Annotated in this window: 15 protein-coding genes; 5 read left to right on the top strand and 10 right to left on the bottom strand. The window is 61.5% G+C overall.

The window, feature by feature from the left end; translation table 11 throughout:
- Positions 1 to 39: 39 nt before the first annotated feature.
- A complete protein-coding gene (cobT, locus tag R3E82_13405; protein MEZ5551885.1) occupies positions 40 to 1,863 on the bottom strand; it encodes a cobaltochelatase subunit CobT in 1,824 nt (607 codons plus the stop codon).
- Between the two features lie 64 nt (positions 1,864 to 1,927).
- The gene (cobS, locus tag R3E82_13410) at positions 1,928 to 2,929 is read right to left on the bottom strand and encodes a cobaltochelatase subunit CobS (protein ID MEZ5551886.1); all 1,002 of its coding nucleotides are present in this window, start codon (positions 2,927 to 2,929) and stop codon (positions 1,928 to 1,930) included.
- Positions 2,930 to 2,997: 68 nt separating this feature from the next.
- Here cobS and R3E82_13415 point away from each other — a divergent pair, with 68 nt between their 5' ends.
- The 3 genes from R3E82_13415 to R3E82_13425 all read left to right on the top strand — a co-directional run bounded on the left by R3E82_13415 (position 2,998) and on the right by R3E82_13425 (position 8,206).
- Positions 2,998 to 3,546, top strand: coding sequence for a histidine phosphatase family protein (locus R3E82_13415; protein ID MEZ5551887.1), 549 nt, complete (start codon positions 2,998 to 3,000; stop codon positions 3,544 to 3,546).
- 218 nt (positions 3,547 to 3,764) lie between these two features.
- Positions 3,765 to 6,935 (top strand): efflux RND transporter permease subunit, encoded by a 3,171-nt coding sequence (locus R3E82_13420; protein MEZ5551888.1) that lies wholly within the window; start codon positions 3,765 to 3,767, stop codon positions 6,933 to 6,935.
- A gap of 2 nt (positions 6,936 to 6,937) precedes the next feature.
- Positions 6,938 to 8,206, top strand: coding sequence for a biotin/lipoyl-binding protein (locus R3E82_13425; protein ID MEZ5551889.1), 1,269 nt, complete (start codon positions 6,938 to 6,940; stop codon positions 8,204 to 8,206).
- A gap of 23 nt (positions 8,207 to 8,229) precedes the next feature.
- Here the strand turns inward: R3E82_13425 and holA are convergent, their stop codons facing one another.
- The 8 genes from holA to miaB form a co-directional block, all read right to left on the bottom strand.
- Complete coding sequence (gene holA, locus R3E82_13430; protein ID MEZ5551890.1) at positions 8,230 to 9,243, bottom strand: DNA polymerase III subunit delta; 1,014 nt, start codon at positions 9,241 to 9,243, stop codon at positions 8,230 to 8,232.
- Complete coding sequence (lptE, locus tag R3E82_13435; protein MEZ5551891.1) at positions 9,233 to 9,727, bottom strand: LPS assembly lipoprotein LptE; 495 nt, start codon at positions 9,725 to 9,727, stop codon at positions 9,233 to 9,235. The genes holA and lptE overlap by 11 nt, the downstream gene beginning before the upstream one ends.
- On the bottom strand, positions 9,724 to 12,180 hold the full coding sequence (gene leuS / locus R3E82_13440; protein MEZ5551892.1) for a leucine--tRNA ligase: 2,457 nt from the start codon (positions 12,178 to 12,180) through the stop codon (positions 9,724 to 9,726). The genes lptE and leuS overlap by 4 nt, the downstream gene beginning before the upstream one ends.
- 497 nt (positions 12,181 to 12,677) lie before the next feature.
- The gene (gene lnt, locus R3E82_13445) at positions 12,678 to 14,222 is read right to left on the bottom strand and encodes an apolipoprotein N-acyltransferase (GenBank protein MEZ5551893.1); all 1,545 of its coding nucleotides are present in this window, start codon (positions 14,220 to 14,222) and stop codon (positions 12,678 to 12,680) included.
- Positions 14,223 to 14,230: 8 nt separating this feature from the next.
- Entirely contained in the window at positions 14,231 to 15,055 is an 825-nt protein-coding gene (locus R3E82_13450) for a transporter associated domain-containing protein (protein ID MEZ5551894.1), read from the bottom strand.
- Positions 15,056 to 15,062: 7 nt separating this feature from the next.
- Positions 15,063 to 15,554, bottom strand: coding sequence for an rRNA maturation RNase YbeY (gene ybeY, locus R3E82_13455; GenBank protein ID MEZ5551895.1), 492 nt, complete (start codon positions 15,552 to 15,554; stop codon positions 15,063 to 15,065).
- Positions 15,544 to 16,515, bottom strand: a complete 972-nt coding sequence (locus R3E82_13460) for a PhoH family protein (protein MEZ5551896.1) — start codon at positions 16,513 to 16,515, stop codon at positions 15,544 to 15,546. Before R3E82_13460 ends, ybeY begins: the two co-directional genes overlap by 11 nt.
- Positions 16,516 to 16,752: 237 nt before the next feature.
- Positions 16,753 to 18,141 (bottom strand): tRNA (N6-isopentenyl adenosine(37)-C2)-methylthiotransferase MiaB, encoded by a 1,389-nt coding sequence (miaB, locus tag R3E82_13465; protein MEZ5551897.1) that lies wholly within the window; start codon positions 18,139 to 18,141, stop codon positions 16,753 to 16,755.
- 178 nt (positions 18,142 to 18,319) lie between these two features.
- On the opposite strand from miaB, the gene R3E82_13470 reads away from it, so the two are divergent.
- Positions 18,320 to 18,655 carry a DUF1820 family protein gene (locus R3E82_13470; GenBank protein ID MEZ5551898.1) on the top strand — a complete coding sequence of 112 codons (336 nt, stop codon included), beginning with the start codon at positions 18,320 to 18,322 and terminating at the stop codon, positions 18,653 to 18,655.
- Between the two features lie 26 nt (positions 18,656 to 18,681).
- Positions 18,682 to 20,157 carry an AMP-binding protein gene (locus tag R3E82_13475; GenBank protein MEZ5551899.1) on the top strand — a complete coding sequence of 492 codons (1,476 nt, stop codon included), beginning with the start codon at positions 18,682 to 18,684 and terminating at the stop codon, positions 20,155 to 20,157.
- Positions 20,158 to 20,179: the final 22 nt, after the last annotated feature.

A 20,179-nucleotide genomic window follows, 5' to 3' on the forward strand; every position in this document is an offset into this window, starting at 1 on the left:
CGCACTGACTCTTTGAGGTCCTGCAGTCTCAACCCGCAGTCAGCGCCGACGCCGCACCTTCTGCTGCTGAAACAACTCCGCGAGCTGATCCGTCATCGCTCCGCCCAGTTGCTCCGCATCGGTGATGGTGACAGCGCGACGATAGTGGTGGGTCACATCATGCCCGATGCCGATGGCGATCAGCTCCACCGGCGAGTGGTTCTCGATGGTATCGATCGCGTATTTCAGATGCTGCTCCAGATAATTCGACGGATTCACCAGCAGGGTCGAGTTGTCGACCGGCAGGCCATCCGAGATCACCATCAGCACCTTGCGCTGCTCCTGGCGGGTGACCAGGCGGTTGTGTGCCCAGATGAGCGCCTCGCCGTCGATGTTTTCCTTGAGCAGTTCCTCGCGCATCATCAGACCAAGGTTACGGCGTGTACGCGGCCAGGGATCGTCTGCGGCCTTGTAGACGATGTGGCGCAGGTCGTTCAGGCGACCGGGATTCGCGGGCTTCCCCGCCGCAATCCACTGCTCGCGTGACTGGCCTCCCCGCCAGGCGCGGGTGGTGAAGCCGAGTATTTCCACCTTCACCGAACAGCGCTCCAGCGTGCGGCCGAGGATGTCTGCGCTCATCGCCGCGATGGTGATCGAACGACCGCGCATCGAACCGGAGGAGTCGATGAGCATCGTGACCACGGTGTCACGAAACTGCATTTCCTTTTCCTGTTTGAACGCCAGCGGGTTCATCGGGTCGATCACCACCTGAGACAGGCGCGAGGTGTCGAGCTGACCTTCTTCGAGATCGAACTCCCAGGTGCGATTCTGTATGGCCATGAGCTTGCGCTGCAGGCGATTGGCAAGTTTGGCGGTCGCATGCTGCAGCGGAATGAGCTGCTGATCGAGCAGCGCGCGCAGCCGGATCATCTCTTCCGCGTCACACAGTTCTTCCGCGCGCACAATCTCATCGAACTCCTCGCTGTAGGCGTGGTAGTTCACATCCATGCGTATGCGACCGGCATCGTCGGGCAGCTGCAGTGGCGCTTCGTCCGGATCGGCTTCCGCGCCGAGATCATCGGCTTCGTCGGCGTCCATCTCCATCAGTGAAGACTCGCCATCTGCGCTTTCGTCGGCGAGATTGTCTTCATCCAGACGCACGTCTTCGGGCAGGAAGTCCGAGTCTGCCTCGGCACCTTCGTCCATGGACTCGGAGTCCTGATCGTTGGCGTCGGTCTCCGGCGGTTCGTCCAGTTCCGACGCCAGGCCCAGATCGGCAATGATGGTCCGGCACACGTCCGCGAACTGGGACTGATCGAGCAGCACATCGCGCAGCTGATCCAGATCCCGACCGGCATGTTCTTCCACGTAATCGCGCCAGAACTGCACGACGTTCTCCGCCGAGGGCGGTAATTCACGACCGGTCAGACGCTGGCGGACAAGCAGACCGACCGCCACGGAAAGGGGGGCTTCAGACTCGACCGTGATGGTATCGAAGGCGGCCTGCTGGCACTGCACCTCCAAAGAGGCATCGAGATTTTTCGCGACCCCTTCCATCCGCAATGATCCGATTGCAGCCACCCGGGCGTCTTCGATCCACTGGAACATTTCCTGGGCCGGACCACCCCGGGGGGCGCGGCGCTGATGCACGGCGTTGTCGTGGTAGCGCATCTTCAGGGCGAACTCATCGCCCGCGCCTCGCACCGCATTGATCTCTTCTTCGCTGGCACCCACGGCCGGCAGCGGCACCCGGATGCGGTTGCCCCGCACGGATACCGGCCCGGCACCGAAGGTCACTTCGAGTTCATCGTTGCCCGCTATCGCCCGGATGGTGGCCGTGGTGGCACGTTTGAACGGCTCCAGGGGATGATCTTCATCACTCACTGGAGGCCCTCAGAAGTCACGCTCATCGGAAGCAGGCACAGCATTAATCAGCGTTTGAAGAGTGCTAGGCACTCTTCAAGGTGATTCCGGCAGTCGCATCACCCAGATCCTCGCCCATGCAGCGCTGGTAATACTCGGCCACGATCGCCCGCTCCAGTTCGTCGCACTTGTTGAGGAAGGTCACCCGGAAGGCGAAGCCGATATCGCCGAATATCTCCGCATTCTGCGCCCAGGTCAGCACGGTTCGTGGTGACATGACCACAGACACATCGCCGTTGATGAAGCCTTTGCGGGTCAGATCGGCAACACTCACCATGTTGGAGATGATGCGCTCACCATCCGGCCTCAGCAGGTAGTGCTTGGCCTTGCCGAGCACGATCTGTGTTTCCGCATCGTGGTCGAGATAGTTCAGTGTGGTGACGATACTCCAGCGATCCATCTGACCCTGGTTGATCTGCTGAGTGCCGTGATAGAGACCGGTGGTGTCGCCCAGACCGATGGTGTTGGTGGTGGCGAACAGCCGGAAGTAGGGATGGGGCGCGATCACCCGGTTCTGATCGAGCAGAGTCAGCTTGCCTTCCACCTCGAGCACCCGCTGGATGACAAACATCACATCCGGACGCCCGGCATCATATTCGTCGAATACCAGCGCAACGGAATGCTGAATGGCCCAGGGCAGAATGCCTTCGCGGAACTCGGTGACCTGCTTGCCGTCTTCGAGCACGATCGCGTCTTTGCCCACCAGATCGATGCGGCTGATGTGGCTGTCGAGATTCACCCGCACACAGGGCCAGTTGAGCCGCGCGGCCACCTGCTCGATGTGGGTCGACTTACCCGTGCCGTGGTAACCCTGGATCATCACCCGGCGGTTGTGGGCAAACCCCGCGAGAATCGACAGGGTGGTGTCGTGATCGAAGCGGTAGTCTTCGTCGAGCACGGGCACATAGTCGGTGCGACGGCTGAACGCCGGCACCTCCAGATCGAGATCCAGTTTAAAGACTTCCCGGACATTCACGGTGGTGTCCGGCTTCATCTCCGGCGACAGGCCGGATTCGTGTACCGTCAAAGCAATTCCCCAACTGCGGGCGAGCGCGCTATTGTAAGGAACCTCGTCCCAAAGAGCAGCCCAAACACGTGCCCCAAATCTATTTGGTCCGCCACGGCCAGGCGGCGGCCGGGTTCGACGGCCATGCAGACCCGGGGCTGAGTGAACTCGGCCGCAGGCAGGCCATCGCCGTTGCCGACGATCTCGCGGCGCTGGGACCTCTGCCCGTTTACTCATCGCCACTGGCACGGGCCAGAGAAACTGCGCAGCCACTGGCCCGACGCTGGCAGCGCGAGATCCTCATCGAACCCCGGGTGGCGGAAATACCGTCTCCGAGTGACGACCTGGCGACCCGCTCTGCCTGGCTGCGCCGGGCCATGGCCGGACGCTGGAGCGATCTGGACAGCAGTCTGCTGGCCTGGCGCCGGGCACTCATCGATTGCGTGTCCGGGCTGGCCGGGGATTCGGTCGTGTTCTGTCACTTCATCGCGATCAATGTGGTGGTGGGTGCCGCCCGGGAGGACGACCGCATGGTGATCTTTTCTCCGGACAACGGCTCCATCACCCGGATCAGTACCGATGGCAGTCAGCTGCAGGTACTCGAACTGGGTCGCACCGCCGTCACCCGGGTCAACTGATCCCGGAACCCTGACCAGCGGATCAACTGATCCCGAACCCCTGACCACAAGTTGGCAGATCTCGCCAGAATTCCTGCTCCACCGCCCTCCCGTGGTACCCCCGGCCCTTCCTGATCCCTTGAATTTCCACGCTTTTTTCCCGTTTCCCCAGTTGGCACGAATTCTGATTATCTGAAGGCCATATTCCTTTTTAAAAAATCAGCGGAATCTGAACGACAGTGAGGGGCACATCGTTAATCGCGCGTTTCGCGACCCACAGAGTCGCGGCAAATCTGGCCATGGTCATGATGATCCTCGCCGGCATCTGGGCCATCCGCATGATGCCCTCCCAGCTCGATCCCCCGATGCACTTTCCCATGGTGTTTGTCGAAGTGAGCTGGATCGGCGCCAGCGCCGAAGATCTGGAGACTCTGGTCACCACACCCATTGAGCAGCAGCTGCGTACCCTGACCGAGCTGAACGAGATCAACTCCATCACCCGCAACGGTTACACCTTCATCAACGTGCGTTTTGACTACGACGCCGACATCGCCCACGCCATGGATCAGGTCAAGCAGCGGGTGGCCAACATCCGCAACCTGCCGCCGGAAATCGAACCCCCGGTGGTGCGCCGACCCGTGGACCTCGAGCCGGTGGCCAGCCTGCTCTTCAGCGGTGCGGAAGACGTTTCGGAACTGATCCCGCTGCTGCGACGCTACGAAAAGGACCTGCTCGCCCGGGGATTCGATGCCATCACCTACGACGGTCTGCCGATGGAGGAAATCGCCCTCCAGGTGGGCGGGCGTCAGTTGCAGGCCATGGGGCTCACCCTGGAAGAACTGGCCGGCGAGGTTTCCCGGGTCAGTCAGGACAACCCCGCGGGCACCATCGGCAGCGGCCAGGGTTCCCGGCAACTGCGCAGTCTCGATCAGCGCAGGGATCTCAACGCCTTTGCGCAACTGCACATCCGCAGCGGCGAGCAGGTGATCCGGCTCGGAGACATCGCCGAGATCGTGCAGCGTCCTCAGCGCGGTCAGCCACTGATCACCCGGGAAGGTAAACCGGCCATCGAGATGACCGTGCATCGCGCCACCGAGGCGGACGCATTCCGGGCACATGAGATTCTGGATGCCTGGTTGCAGGACACCCGCGCCAGTCTCCCGTCCGGAGTCGAAATGCTGGTGCTCAACGATGTCTGGGAACTGCTTGGCGCCCAGCTGTCCATGATCCTGAAGAACGGCCTTTCCGGCCTGGTGCTGGTGATCGGCATCCTCTATCTGTTTCTCAGTGGTCGCGTGGGCTGGTGGGTAACCCTCGGCATACCCGTAAGCTTCATGCTGGCGCTCGCGTTCTTCCATCTGGGATTCGGTTACGGCATCAGCATCATCGCCCTGATCGGTTTCATCATGGCCATCGGCATCGTGGTGGATGACGCCATTGTGGTCGCGGAAGACACGGTCACCCACTTCGAAGAAGGGAAATCACCCCTGGATGCCGCCGTCGCCGGCGCGCAACGCATGTGGGTACCGGTACTGACCTCGTCGATGACCACCATGGCCGCCTTCATTCCCCTGCTGATCATGGGCGGCGAAATGGGAGATGTGATCATGGCGCTGCCGACGGTGCTGCTCTGTGTGATCGTCGCCTCCCTGGTGGAATGTTTCCTGGTGCTGCCCGGCCATCTCTCCGGCAGTCTCGGCAGGCTCAAGCGACCCGCTGCTGACAGCTGGCGGGCGCGTTTTGATCGGGCATTTTTCGGCTTCCGCGATCGCCGTTTCATGCCCTTCGTGAACCGCGCGCTGGACTACCCGGGGGCAACCCTGTGCGCCGCCATCGGCGGTGTGGTGATCGCGCTGTCGCTGCTGCTGTCCCAGCATGTTGGCTTCGCATTCGTCACGGGCTTCGACATCGAGTCGCTGCAGGCGGATGTCGAATTTTCTTCCGCAGCGACAGAAACGGATAAAATCGAGTTCCTCAAGCATGTGGAAACCGAACTGGCGGCGGTGAACGAATCCAGCCCTAACCTGCTCGGCTGGGTCACCAAACACAATCTCGCCTGGTTCGGACAGGAGCGCATGACGGGTGAGCAGTACGCGTCGATTACAGCCAGCTACCGCTACGAAGAGACCCGCACCCTCTCCCCGGCGGCCTTTCTCGATCAGTGGCGGCAACGGATCGTGAAACCCGCCTTTGTCGAACAGCTCACGGTGCAGGTCGCCGGAGGTGCGAACAACGGCGAAGCGGATCTGTCGCTGGTCCTGCGCGGAGAAGATCTGGATGCACTCAAGCGCGGCGCGGAAGAACTGGCCGAAGCCCTGTCCCGCTATCCGGGCGTATCGAACGTGATCGACAACCTCCCTTATGGCCGGGAGCAGGTCATCTTCGAAATCACCCCCCAGGGCAGATCGCTGGGACTTACCTCAGACAGCATCGGCCGCCAGCTCCGGGCAGCCTACAGTGGCGCAAGAGTACAGATCTTCAATGACAGGGACAGTGAACTCGAAGTCCGCATGATGCTGCCGGATGTCGAGCGTAACGATCTCGCCCGCCTGCAGCAGTTTCCGGTACGCACTGCGGAGGGCATTTTCGTGCCGCTGTCGAGTGTGGCCGTGCTCTACAACCGTCGCGGTATCGATGTGATCCGACATACTGACGGACAGATGGCGGTCACGGTGGAAGCGGACGTGGATCCGCAGCAGGGCAACGCCATCGCCATCACCGGCGAGCTGCGCAGGAATGCACTCCCGGAAATTCTCGATCGCTATAACCTGAGCTTCGGGCTGGGCGGCAAGTCCGAGCAGGATGAGGTGATCATGGACACCATGGCGCTCGGCGGTCTGCTCACGCTGCTGCTCATCTACCTGATTCTGACCTGGGTATTCGCCTCTTACCTGTGGCCGCTCGCCATCATGATGGCGATCCCTTTCGGATTTACCGGAGCGGTATTCGGCCACTGGGTCACCGGCTGGGATGTGGGTGCGATGACGCTGCTCGCGTTCTTTTCGCTGACCGGAATCGTGGTCAACGATTCCATCGTGCTGATCAGCTTCTTCAAGCGATCGATCGAGGCTGGTGCCAGCGTGAGATCCGCCATGGATCAGGCCGTCCGCGCCAGATTCCGCGCGGTGCTGTTGACCTCACTGACCACCATAGCCGGCCTGCTGCCGCTCATGTTCGAAACCTCGTCACTGGCCTTTTATGTCGCGCCGATCGCAGTGACACTGTGTTTCGGCCTCGCCTTTGCCACACTGCTGGTACTGATCGTGATTCCCGCTCTCATCGTGCTGCTGGAGTCGGGTCGGGATCGTTTCCAGTCCCTGGGTGGCCATCTGCAGCGTCACTGGTTCCAGACCGATAGCGGATCCAGTCCGGTGGCAACCGGCAACACCAGGCTCCAAGGAGACTCCTGATCATGTTCGCCCCAATTTTGCGCTTTTTTCAATCCCGCTCCGTTCAGGGCAGAAGACTCTGGGCCGGCGCGGCTTTTCTGACAGCCGCCGCGCTGATGAGCGCTTCCATTTTCGCCACCGGGCCCCAGGCCATCCCCGAGCCGAGGCTGGAGAAAGCCTGGCCGGTCGCGACCATGCGGGTAACTCCCGGACGGATCTGCCCGACCTTCCGCGCCTATGGACGGGTGGAGGCCAGCCGGATCGCACACCTGCGTACCGACCTGGTGGCGGAAGTGGACGAAGTGCACGTACGGGAAGGCGACTGGGTGCAGGCGGGTGACCGGCTGATCACCCTGAACGATCGTGAGCTGGCCTTGCGTCTCATCGAGGCCCGCGCCGAGCTCGCCGAATTCCAGGCCGCACGCGACTCTCTGCAGATTGAAAAGGCATCTACCGAGGGCAACACCGGGCGCTACCAGTCGATGCTCACCGTGGCCCGGAACAAACTGCAGCGCCACAAAGACCTGATGTCCAAACGGCTGATCAGTCAGTCACTGCTCGACGAGGTGGTCGCCCAGGCCGACGAAGCAGACATTCAGTATCAGGCACACATGCGGGCGCTGGCTGACTTTCCGAATCGATCCGCCGCGCTGGACGCTGCCGTGGCACGCGCTGCGGCAGGGGTGCAGCAGGCTCAGTATGACCTGGAGAAGTCCCGGGTACTGGCTCCTTTCAGCGGGCCCGTACTGGGGGTGTTCGTCGCACCCGGTGATCGTTCAAACCTGGGCATGATTCTCGCGGATGTCGCGGATGCCCGGACCTTCGAAGTGCGTGTGCAGCTGCCGGATGGCTACGCACAACGTCTGCAGCGGAGAATGCTGGATACGGAATCCATCACTGCCACCAGCCAGGAGGGTCTGAACCTGCAGCTCAGCCGGCTCTCGAGCCAGGTCAAGCGGGGCCAGTCGGGCCTCGATGCCTTCTTCGGTTTCGAATCTTCGACCCCGACTCCGGCCAACGCGCTGGGAAGACTCATGGAACTGGTGATCACCCTGCCGGAGGAAGCGGCCGTGGTGGCTGTCCCGGTACAGTCAATCTACGAAAATGACCGCATCTATCAGGTGCACAACAACCGCCTCCAGGCCATCACGGTGGAGCGGGTCGGTGAGAGCCAGACAGCGGAAGGCGAGTATCGGATACTGGTTCGTTCCCCCGAGCTTGAGACCGATACGGCGATCATCACCACCCAGCTGCCCCGGGCCATCGACGGACTGCTGGTCGAACCCGCCTGAGGGGTCATTACAGAACTCTGGATTCAGGGTCGAGTCAGATAACCGGCCGATGCTTCGAGCGAAGGCAGCCGCACACCGGCCAGCCGCAGGAGCAGGGATTCGAGGGACAACCAGGGATCACCCAGCAGCTGCCCCTTGCCCTGCTGATCCACCAGCGCGCACTGGGCAAGCGCACGGTCGAGGGTATCTTCGACCCGCCCGAGCCGTGACAGAAACGCATCGATCTGACGGCGTCGCTGGGGTGGCATCCGCCCTCCCGCACCAGACTGCAGCATCCGCAGCTGGGAAGTCAGCGCACCAAGAATGGCAAACACCGCGACGCCTTCGTTGCGCAGCCCGTGCACCATCCGCGCTACCCGCGTGCGGTCACCGGCATAAACCGCATCGAGCAGATCGAAGGTACCGTAGTGTGACGAATCTTCCATTACCGCGAGCAGCGCTTCTTCTGACACGGGCCGGGTAAGTTCGGCAAGCCGCAGCTTCTCTATCTCCTGCACCGCGGCCAGCAGATTGCCTTCCACCCGCTCCGCGAGAGCTCCGAGCGCTCCCGGGGTAAGCTGCAGCCCCGCCTGGCTGAGCCGGCTCTGCAGCCAGCGCGGCAGTTCCGCATGGCCGATCGGCCAGATCTGCACGATCACCCCCGCTTCATCGAGCGCCCTGAACCAGGCACTCGTTTTCTGTCTGCCGTCGATGCGCGGACAGCGCAGCAGCAGCAGGGTATCGTCGGCGGGTGATTCACAGTAAGTGCGTAATACTTCGGAAGCCTCTTTTTCAAATTTCGCCGACGGATTACGCAGATCGATAATACGTCGCTCGGCAAACAGGGAGAGGCTCGCGGCCTCCTGCAGCAGGTCGTGCCATCTGAAACCGGCTTCCACATGCTGCACGGATCGTTCGGAGAAGCCCTCAGCCCTGGCCTGCTTCAGGATGTCGTCGCAGGCCTCTTCCACCAGCAGGGTTTCATCACCACTGACAAAGTAGACGGGACTCAGCGTTTTCTTGAGGTGTCCGCCAAGCGCTGCGGCCTTAAGCTGCAACCGCCCGCTCCCGGGTTACCGCATCGACACTGCGCATGAGCTGCTGAATCAGGTCATTGACCATCTCCCGCTCGAGCAGCGCCTCTTCTTCGCTGCTGCCAACGAGATTGTCCCGATCCACACGATAGATCCGCAGCGCTCGAATCCAGCGGGGCGGGAGCAGCACTGCACCACTTTCATCGCGGATCTCATACTGAATATTCAGCGACAGTTCGTACTGTTCGGTGCGTGCCTGATCATTTACCGAAATACTGCGGCGGCCGCGCTGTTCGTTGAGCAGATCTATGGTGATCTGAGCACCCTCTTCGAGCAGCTCGACGCCTGAATTCCGCAGGCTGCGCTTGAGGGGCTCATCGAGAACGCTGCGCCCCTGTGCCGCGACTGCGGCGGATGCGACATTGGTTTCCAGATCCCAGGTACGCAGATGAAAACCGCAGCCGGCAAGCAGCAGCAGCGCAGCAGGAATCAGCAGCCGGACTCTCATCCCACCACCAGATTCAGAAGTTTACCGGGCACGAAGATCGCCTTGCGGATCGTCTTGCCCTCGAGGAACCGCACCACGTTTTCATTTGTCATTGCCGCCTCCTGAGCCACCGCCTGATCCGCATCCGCCGCAACATCGACCTGGCCACGGACCTTGCCGTTCACCTGCACCACCAGCTGCAGCCGCTCCAGAACCAGAGCGGATTCATCGACAGCCGGCCAGCACTCTTCGACCAGCAGAGTCTTCTCACCCAGCCTGTTCCACAACGCCTGGGTGATGTGTGGCGCGATCGGTGACAATACGAGCACGGCGATCTTCAGCGCTTCGTGCACTGCCGCGCGATCGGCAGGCGCGGTAATGGTCATCCGGCTGATGAGATTGACAAGCTCATGCACGGCAGAAACGACAGTATTGAACTGCACCCGTCGACCAAAATCGTCGTCCGCTTTCTGCAGGGTCTCATGGGCTTTACGTCTGAGATTCCTGCCATCTTCAGTGAGCGCACTCTTATCCAGTGCGGGAGCGCGACCGGCGGCCACATGGTCCTGCACCAGTGTCCACAACCGCCTGCAGAATTTGCCCTGGCCCTCGACACCTGCTTCGGACCATTCGAAGGACTGATCCGGTGGTGCGGCAAACATCATGGCCGTGCGTACTGCATCGGCGCCATATTTTTCCAGCAGGTGCTGGGGGTTACCCGCATCACCGGCAGACTTGGACATCTTCCTGCCGTCCTTGAGCACCATGCCGAGCATGAGGAGCTGGGTGAAAGGTTCATCCGATGCCACCAGGCCGTGATCGCGCATCAGCTTGTGATAGAAGCGCGCATAGAGCAGGTGGAGAATTGCATGCTCGATGCCACCCACGTAGTAATCCACCGGTGTCCAGTAGTCGACCCGCTCGTCGACCATCGGTCTGTTGGAATCCGGCGAGGCGAAACGCGCGTAGTACCAGGACGACTCCATGAAGGTATCGAAGGTATCCGTCTCCCGGCGCGCCTTACCGCCGCACGTCGGACAATTCACTTCGTAGAAACTCGCCATGGTGGTCAGCGGCGATCGCACCCCTTCGAATTTCACCTCGGTCGGCAGCACCACGGGCAGATCTTCATCGGGCACCGGCACCGTGCCGCAGTCCGGGCAGTGAATCATGGGAATCGGGCAACCCCAGTAGCGCTGCCGGGACACGCCCCAGTCGCGCAACCGGTAATTGGTCTGGCGCCGGCCGAGGCCCCTGGCCTCCAGCGCGCTGGCAATTGCATCGAAGGCAGCCTCGGAACTCAGTCCGGTGAATTCGCCGGAATCCACCAGGCGACCGTAGGGCACAAAGGCCGCCTGCTGCAGATCACAGTCGGCCCCGTCCACCGGTTCAATCACCTGGCGGATGGGAATACCGTACCTGGTCGCAAACTCCCAGTCCCGCTGATCGTGCCCGGGCACCGCCATCACCGCACCTGAGCCATATTCGATCAGCACGAAGTTCGCGACCCAGACCGGCAGAGGGTCGCCGGTGAGCGGGTGTGCGACCTTGAAACGGGTGGCGATGCCGGCTTTTTCCATGGTGGCCATATCCGCTTCCGCGGTGGTGGCCTGTTTACAGCGGGCGACAAATTCGGCGATCGCGGGATCCGCGGCCGCCGCCTGCCGGGCGAGGGGGTGCTCGGCAGCTACGGCCACATAGGTCGCCCCGAGCAGTGTGTCCGGCCGGGTGGTATACACGGTGAGTTTTTCGGTCGCTGCACCGACCACCGGAAAGTCAATCTCCACACCCATCGACTTGCCGATCCAGTTGCGCTGCATGGCCTTCACCGACTCGGGCCAGCCGGGGAGGTTATCCAGCTCACCGAGCAGTTCTTCTGCATAATCGGTGATCTTCAGAAACCACTGGGGCATCTCCCGGCGTTCCACCACAGCCCCGGAGCGCCAGCCGCGCCCGTCCACAACCTGTTCATTGGCGAGCACGGTCTGATCCACCGGATCCCAGTTCACGACCGAGCTTTTGCGATACACCATGCCCTTTTCGTAGAGCTTGGTGAAAAACCACTGCTCCCAGTGATAGTAGGAGGGTTCGCAGGTGGCGAACTCCCGGGACCAGTCGATACCCAGACCCAGCGCTTTCATCTGGCGGCGCATGTAGTCGATGTTGTCCTTCGTCCAGCGTGCCGGTGGAATACCGTTCTTGATGGCGGCGTTTTCCGCGGGCAGCCCGAAGGCGTCCCAGCCCATGGGCTGCATGACATTCAGGCCCTTGAGGCGGTAGTAGCGGTTGATGACATCACCGAGGGTGTAGCAGCGCACATGCCCCATGTGCAGCTGGCCGCTGGGGTAAGGGAACATGGCCAGACAGTAGTACTTATCCCGGGTTTCTGACTCCTGGGCCTGGAAACAGCCGGCTGCGTCCCAGCGCTGCTGGGCATCCTGCTCGACGGTTTTCGGATCATAAGACTCGTTCATCAGACTGCATCTGCCTGGTGTTTTCAGGCCGCTGGAAAGGGGGCGCAAGGATACCAACTAAGGTTGGGGGGTTTAAGCGCCAATTGGTCGCGCCCTCATCCACTGCCGATTGGCCACCGTAGAGCCTCGGAGTTCGGCCAGGGAGTTCGGCCGAGGAGTTCGGCCGAGGAGTTCGGAAGGGGGTTGATCAAAGCGTGGGCGAGGACCTGCTACCCCGGGCCTCGCTCGGCAGCTCCGCTGTGCTCCAACTGAGCAGGGCGTTCCGGGCTGTCCTGATCTAACCTGCCTGTCTCGGAACCATCTTGAAGCTGGGGTGGTGAGGGGATAGTGACGGACCGTGGAGCGAGGCCGAGTGAGGCGGATTGACTCGCGGCTTCCGCGAGGCAACTCCGCTGATCGAGGGCAGCCCGGAGGGCCCGAGCGTAGGTCCGCCACTATCCCCTCACCACCCCAGCCTCGATATAAGCTCCGAACACAGACCCGCTGCTGATCCGGATTCAGTCTGCAACACCGTCGCGACGACTGCGTGCCCGCCGATCCAGCACAACGAGCAGCAGCGCCACGAAGGCCAGAGTCCCCAGCAGCGGCCAGTTGCCCAGGCGGTTGTAGGGTGTGCGGCCCTGCATCGAGCGGTATCCGCCCACCAGCACCCCCTCTTCGAACCGGGGCAGTACGGCGTCGATCCGACCCCGGGGATCGATGATGGCGGTCAGCCCGTCATTGGTCGCGCGGAGCAGCCAGCGTCCGTTTTCCAGCGCCCGCATCCGGGCCATCTGCAGATGCTGGCGGGGCCCGAGACTATCGCCGAACCAGGTGTCGTTGGACACGGTCAGCAGCACATCAGCCGATTCACGCAGCAGTTCCGGATAGACGACCTCATAGCAGATGGCCATCGCTGCAGGTGCGCCATGGATCTGCAGCAGGGGCTGTCGCCAGTTTCCGGGTTCAGCACGGGACATGGGCAGATCGAAAAAGGTGATCAGACCCCGCAGCAGGTCCTCGAGGGGCACATATTCACCAAAGGGCACCAGGCGCCGTTTTACATAGCGACCGCTCGCCATGCCCAGTCCCAGGGTGGTGTTGTGGAAAACCACTTCATCTCCGGGACGCACCTCGAGCCCCGGTATGCCGAGAACGAGCGCGGTACCGGTGCGCTGCCCGCGTGCGTTCAGCCGCGCCAGCAGATCGGGAATCTCATGTTCAAATGCGGTGAGCGCGGCTTCCGGCCACAGAATCAGATCCGCACCCCAGTAAGGCTCGCTCAGTCGCAGATACTTTTCGATGATCGGCGCACGGGTCTCCGGCTGCCACTTCACCGTCTGGGGGACATTGCCCTGTACCAGAGCCACCCGGTGGGCCGCCTGGGGTGTGGACCAGCGGATTTGAGTCAGGCCGGCGCCGATCAGCCAGGGCAACAGGATCACCAGCAGAAGTGCAGCAGCCTGACCGTCGAAAGCACCCATTCTCCGCCACCGGCCGGCCGCAATTCCCCGGGCGAGCAGTGTCAGCGCCACGGCAACTGCAGCCGCGACGCCCGACACCAGAAACACACCGCCAAGCGGAGCAAAACCTCGCAGCGTCGTATCGGGAAACCCGTAACCCAGCAGCAGCCAGGGGAACCCGGTGAGTACCCAGGTCAGCAGCCATTCGAACAGCACGAAGCACAGCAGGAACTTGAGGGCGTTGCGGCCCTGGTGTTCGCTGACCGCGGTAGACCCGCTCCGCGCCGTGCGTACCCCGCGCCAGCGGATAAACAGCCAGCCGTTCGCCAGGGTGAACAGGGAAAGTCCGGACACAAAGAGGACGACGAGCAATCCTGCCAGCAGCGGTGGGGCGCCACCATGCTCATGGATGCTGACATACACCCAGGACACACCGACCCCGTACTTGCCAGCCCCGTAGAGCCACCCGAGCAGCAATCCGCGACCCGGATCGCGCTCCAGCAGGTGAAACCACAACCCGACGGAAAGGATGCCGAGCGGCCATAAGTCGAAGGGTGCGAAGGCCAGCGGCAGCAGGGCGCCCGCGATGAGCGCGAGCATCGCCTGCCTCAAGGTACCTTGACTTGCATCAGCCGCACCCGCCGGGAATCGGCGCTGAGAATCTTGAAGCGCAGTTCGTTGATCACCGTGACCTCGCCGCGCTGTGGCAGATGGCCGAAGGTTTTCAGAACGATGCCGCCGATAGTATCGAATTCCTCTTCATCGAACTCCGCATCGAAGTAATCGTTGAAGTCTTCCACCGTCGTGGTGGCCTTCACGTTGTAGGTGTGCTCGTCGATCTTCTTGATGTAGCTTTCATCGTCCACATCATGTTCATCCTCGATGTCCCCCACGATCTGTTCGAGGACGTCTTCGATCGTCACCACACCACTCACATGGCCGTACTCATCCACCACTACTGCCATGTGATTGCGGGTCGAGCGGAAGTCCTGCAGGAGAATATTGAGACGCTTGCTCTCCGGAATTACCGCAGCCGGGCGGATCCAGTCCTTGATGTCGAACTCACCCTCCCGCTCGATGGCAAGCCGCAGCAGATCCTTGGCGTGGAGAATGCCCCGGATATCGTCGAGATCATCGCCGATCACCGGAAAGCGCGAGTGCTGTGAATCGATGATGGTTCGCAGCAGTTCTTCCGGCGGCACATCGTCGCGCAGATACACGAGCTGAGTGCGCGGAATCATGATGTCCCGCGCGCGCATGTCCGAAACCTGCAATGCACCGAATATGATGTTGAGCGCTTCTGCGTCGATCAGTTGACGGTCGGCGGCATCCCGCAACGAGTCCATCAGCTCGGTCCGATCGCTGGGCTCCCCGGAGAAAATGTCGGACATCCAGTCGAGGAAGGACCGGCGCCCCAGATTGTTTTCGCTCATGATCCGATCAGGCTGGCTCGGTTTCCCGATAGGGGTCACCGATACTGAACCTTCCCAGTATTTCCCTTTCAAGTTGTTCCATCACATCCGCATCGCTTTCGACCTGATGGTCGTAGCCATACAGATGCAGCATGCCGTGCACCACCATGTGGGCGAAGTGCTCGGTGATTGTCTTGCCCTGCTGTAGTGCTTCTGCAATCACAACAGGCGCGCAGACAACGATGTCCCCCAGTATTCGCGTTATCGGATGAGCCGGATCCGGCAGATCCAGGTCTGCCGGAAAGCTCAACACATTGGTAGATCGATCCCGGTGCCGGTAGCGGTGATTGAGATCCCTCGACTCCGCTTCGTCCACCACCCGGATACAGACCTCTTCGCCAGCATGCGCTTCCGGCTGATGCACCGCCACTGCCCGCATGGTCTCGATCACCCATTCCTCGATTCTGGACGCATCCGGCAGATCCGCGACCACCACCGCGAACTGGACATCAACCGGCATCGCGTTCCGTTTCTCCGGAATCGTCGCTGCCACGCCGGTTGCGATCCTGAGTGCGTGCATAGGCGTCGACTATCTTCTGCACCAGAGGATGACGAACCACGTCCCGGGATGTGAAGCGTGTGAAACTGATTCCCTCAATACCACGCAGCACATTCATCACATCGATGAGACCGGATTTTTCACCCCTCGGCAGATCGATCTGGGTAATGTCCCCTGTGATCACCGCGGTGGATCCGAAGCCTATGCGGGTGAGGAACATTTTCATCTGAGCGATCGTGGTGTTCTGGGATTCATCCAGAATGATGAAAGCATTGTTCAGCGTGCGGCCCCGCATGTACGCGAGCGGTGCCACCTCGATCACATTGCGCTCAATGTATTTGTTGACCCGCTCGACACCCATCATCTCGTAGAGTGCATCGTAGAGCGGCCGCAGGTAGGGATCTATCTTCTGTGCGAGATCTCCGGGGAGAAAGCCCAGTTTCTCTCCAGCCTCTACGGCCGGCCGCACCAGAATGATGCGACTGACCTGGTGCTCTTCGAGCGCTTCCACCGCACAGGCGACCGCGAGATAGGTTTTTCCCGTGCCCGCGGGGCCAATGCCGAAATTGATGTCGTGGTTGCGCACCATCTGGGTGTAGGCGGTCTGGTTACCGCCACGGGGTTTGATGGATTTGCGCACCGTCTTGATGACGTCGGAACCGACCGGCACATCATCCTGGCCTTCCCGCGCAAGCAGTTCGTCGACGCCGGATTCCTGCAGGAACAGATGCACAGTATCCGGCTCAATGGTCTCCCTGCCCACGGTTTCCCGATACAGCTGAGAAATAATCGCACCGGCTGCCTTGATCCGGTGCTGAGGCCCGCTGATCTGAAACAGATTGCCGCGATTGCGGATGTGCACACCGAGACGCTTTTCGAGATGGTTGAGGTTCTGGTCGAACGGCCCGCACAGCGCAGCCATACGTTGAGTATCGTTGGGTTCCAGTGTCACCGTCGTCGTCAGTGCCACCACTCGCGGTTCGGTACCGGCATTCTCTCCGGCAGGTTGGTCGGTCAAGCTGATGCCTGTATTGCGGTCAGGTTCAAAGAATATCGCTCCAATGTCGGGTGTCAAATCAACTTTCGTGACAGCCGGCCGGACCTGCTGACCGGCCGCCTTGCGGCGGATCAGCCGGGTCGCTCCTGAGGTCGAACAGATTCAGAGCAGGCTGCCACGCAGCGAGTTCGAGGGTGCGGCATCGATGCGGACATCCACAAAGCGCCCGATCAGGCTCCGATCCGCGCAGCGGAAATTGACCACGCGGTTATTGCCGGTGCGTCCCTGCAGTTCTCCTGCATCCTTCCTGGCCGGACCGTTCACCAGTACCGACTCGACCCGCCCGATCATCGACTCTCCAATCCGGGCAGCCTGGCGATTGAGCAATGCCTGGAGCTGTGTCAGTCGTTCCTTCTTCACCGACTCCGGAGTGTCATCCGCAAGTCCGGATGCCGGCGTACCCGGTCTCGGGCTGTAGAGAAAACAGTAGGAGATATCGAAACCGACGGCCTCCACCAGTGCGAGCGTCGCCTCGAAATCCGCCTCAGTTTCGCCGGGAAAGCCAACGATGAAATCGGACGACAGGCTCAGGCCGGGGCGGATGGTGCGCAGCCGATCGATTTTCTGCCGGTATTCGTCCACGGTGTGTCCGCGCTTCATGCGCTGGAGAATCCGATCCGATCCGGACTGCACCGGCAGATGCAGATGGCTCACGAGTTCCGGCACTCGGGCATAGGCCTGCAGCAGCGTGTCCGAAAATTCCACAGGATGCGAGGTGGTATAGCGGATACGATCGATACCTTCGATCCCGGCCACGTAATGGATGAGTTCGGCAAGATCCGCCTGATCCCCTTCTATCCCGCCCCGGTAGGCGTTCACATTCTGTCCGAGCAGATTCACTTCCCGCACACCCTGATCCGCCAGCTGCCGGATTTCGCGCAGCACGTCTGCCACCGGCCGGCTCACTTCCTCGCCCCGGGTGTAGGGCACCACACAGAAGCTGCAGTATTTGCTGCAGCCCTCCATGACCGAGACGAAGGCGCTGGCACCCTCGGCCCGGGGTGCCGGCAGCCGGTCAAACTTCTCGATCTCCGGGAAACTCACATCCACGAGGGGGACACGAGCCGGCTGTGCGGATTGCGCGAGCCCGGCCAGCATCCGGGGCAGGCGATGGAGGGTCTGGGGCCCGAAGACCAGGTCCACATGGGGAGCCCGGGCCTGAATCGCACCGCCTTCCTGACTCGCCACACAGCCCCCCACACCGATCACCAGGTCCGGATTCGCCGCTTTCAGTGCCTTCCAGCGCCCAAGCTGATGGAACACCTTCTCCTGAGCCCGCTCACGGATGGAGCAGGTGTTCAGCAGCAGCAGATCCGCCTCAGTCGGGTCGTCTACCCGCCGGTACCCGCCGGATTCCCGCATCAGGTCAGCCATCCGGGCCGAATCGTATTCGTTCATCTGACAGCCGTGGGTCTGGATGAACAGCTTTTTCGGCTCGCTGCGGTGTCCCTGGGGATCGTGGCTGGGGGCTGGGTGAACCGGATCGTTCATTTCTTACCTGATTTCCATGGCCTGGTCTGGCTGGAGTGACCCATTAGAGGGTTCATTTTCGGGGCCGGCGATTATAATGACTTGAATTTCGAACAGACACCTCTATAAACACTTCCACGAACATTGCGTTTTCTGGCCCTCGGGCTGCCGATTCAAGCAGGTTACTTGGTACTTATTCATGAGCGACAGCCAGCAGAACATCTACAGGGTGCTCTTCCACAACCAGGGCCAGATCTACGAGGTCTATGCCCGCAACATTTATCAGAGCGACCTCTATGGCTTCATCGAAGTCGAGGAGTACATCTTCGGCAAGAAGGCCCAACTGGTAATCGATCCGGGTGAAGAGAAGCTGCGCAACGAATTCGACGGTGTGCAGCGCAGTTTCATTCCGATGCACGCCGTGGTGCGGATCGACGAAGTGGAAAAGGAAGGTATCGCCAAGGTCACCGACAGTCGCGGCACCAATATCACACCCTTTCCCGTGCCCATGCCCCGCGATGGGGGCACGTCATAGCGGCAGTTTCGAGCCCGCTGCACCCCCTGCACTGGGCGGATCGCACGCCGGACAAAGCCGCCTGGATCTTCGACGGCCGCATCACCAGCTACGCACAACTCGCCGAACGCGCCCTGCAAGGCGCACACGCGTTGCGGAAACTGGGACTGCACACCGGCGACGGGATCGTGGTACTTGCGGAGAATCACCCGGACAGCCTGAGTCTGTTCTGGGCCGCCCAGCTCGCCGGGCTCTACTACACGGCGATCAGCATTCAATTCCAGCAGGCGGAAGTCAGCCACATTCTCAACGACTGTGATGCCGGCCTGCTGATCAGTTCAGCGTCCCAGGCAGAGAAGATCCAGGACAGCCCCCAGTCCCACCACCTGCACATCGAAGACTGGCTCGACATCATCGCCGCGGAACCTGCGACCCTGATCGACGACGCCGCGGAGGGTGCCGAGATGCTCTATTCTTCCGGCACCACAGGTAAGCCCAAAGGGGTGCGGGCGAGCCCTCCGGGTGCTGCTCTGGGTAGCGTGTCGGAACTGTTCAGACGCCGACTCGACCTGCACCAGATCGACCATACCGCCACCTATCTCTCCACCGCCCCGCTCTATCACTCTGCGCCGCTGCGCTACAACGCCATGATGCAGCGCAGCGGCGCCACCAGCGTGATCATGCCGCGCTTCGACGCAGCACAGAGCCTTGCACTCATCGAGGCACACGCCGTCACTCACAGCCAGTGGGTGCCGACGATGTTTGTGCGGCTGCTGCGGCTGCCGGAAGATGTGCGCACCGCCCGGGATCTGTCGAGCCATCGCATCGCCGTACACGCCGCAGCCCCCTGCCCGATCGCCGTGAAGGAAGCCATGCTCGACTGGTGGGGTCCGATCCTGCATGAGTACTACTCCGGAACCGAAGGCAACGGCCAGACAGCCATCTCTCCCGAAGAATGGCTCAACCACAAAGGTTCCGTGGGCCGGTCCATTCTCGGCCGGGTGCGGATCACAGACGCCACAGGCGGTGAGGTCGCAACCGGGATGACCGGCACCGTATTTTTCTCAGATGGACCCCGCTTCGAGTATTACAAAGATCCCGAAAAAACGGCCCGGGCCTACAATGCCCGGGGCTGGTCCACCCTCGGCGACATCGGTCACGTCGATGCAGACGGCTATCTCTACCTGACTGATCGCGCCTCCCACATGATCATCACCGGGGGCGTGAACGTTTATCCGAGAGAAGTAGAAGACGTGCTGCTCTCTCATCCCGCAATACAGGACGCAGCCGTGTTTGCAGTCCCGGATGAGGAATTCGGCGAAGCAGTCAAAGCCGCCATCGAGCCGGTACCCGGAATAACGGTGACTGCCGAGGAAATCATCGGGTTCTGCCGGGCGCGGATCGCACACCTGAAGTGTCCCCGCAGCATCGACTTTCACGATGCACTGCCACGGCATCAGACCGGCAAGCTCTACAAGGAAGCGCTCAAAGCCCCCTACTGGCCTGCCAGTACCTCCGGCTGAATGCACGAACGCCGAGACCGTC

The organism is Pseudomonadales bacterium (genome assembly GCA_041395945.1).
In the GTDB taxonomy this organism is placed as follows: Bacteria; Pseudomonadota; Gammaproteobacteria; order Pseudomonadales; family Azotimanducaceae; genus SZUA-309.

Coding starts and splice junctions, on each gene's coding strand:
- ybeY (MEZ5551895.1), bottom strand. CDS start 15,554: ATGCCGGTTGATGTCCAGTTCGCGGTGGTGGTCGCGGATCTGCCGGAT.
- R3E82_13460 (MEZ5551896.1), bottom strand. CDS start 16,515: ATGGCTGCGCTGTGCGGGCCGTTCGACCAGAACCTCAACCATCTCGAA.
- lptE (MEZ5551891.1), bottom strand. CDS start 9,727: ATGAGAGTCCGGCTGCTGATTCCTGCTGCGCTGCTGCTGCTTGCCGGC.
- R3E82_13470 (MEZ5551898.1), top strand. CDS start 18,320: ATGAGCGACAGCCAGCAGAACATCTACAGGGTGCTCTTCCACAACCAG.
- R3E82_13450 (MEZ5551894.1), bottom strand. CDS start 15,055: ATGAGCGAAAACAATCTGGGGCGCCGGTCCTTCCTCGACTGGATGTCC.
- R3E82_13425 (MEZ5551889.1), top strand. CDS start 6,938: ATGTTCGCCCCAATTTTGCGCTTTTTTCAATCCCGCTCCGTTCAGGGC.
- miaB (MEZ5551897.1), bottom strand. CDS start 18,141: ATGAACGATCCGGTTCACCCAGCCCCCAGCCACGATCCCCAGGGACAC.
- leuS (MEZ5551892.1), bottom strand. CDS start 12,180: ATGAACGAGTCTTATGATCCGAAAACCGTCGAGCAGGATGCCCAGCAG.
- lnt (MEZ5551893.1), bottom strand. CDS start 14,222: ATGCTCGCGCTCATCGCGGGCGCCCTGCTGCCGCTGGCCTTCGCACCC.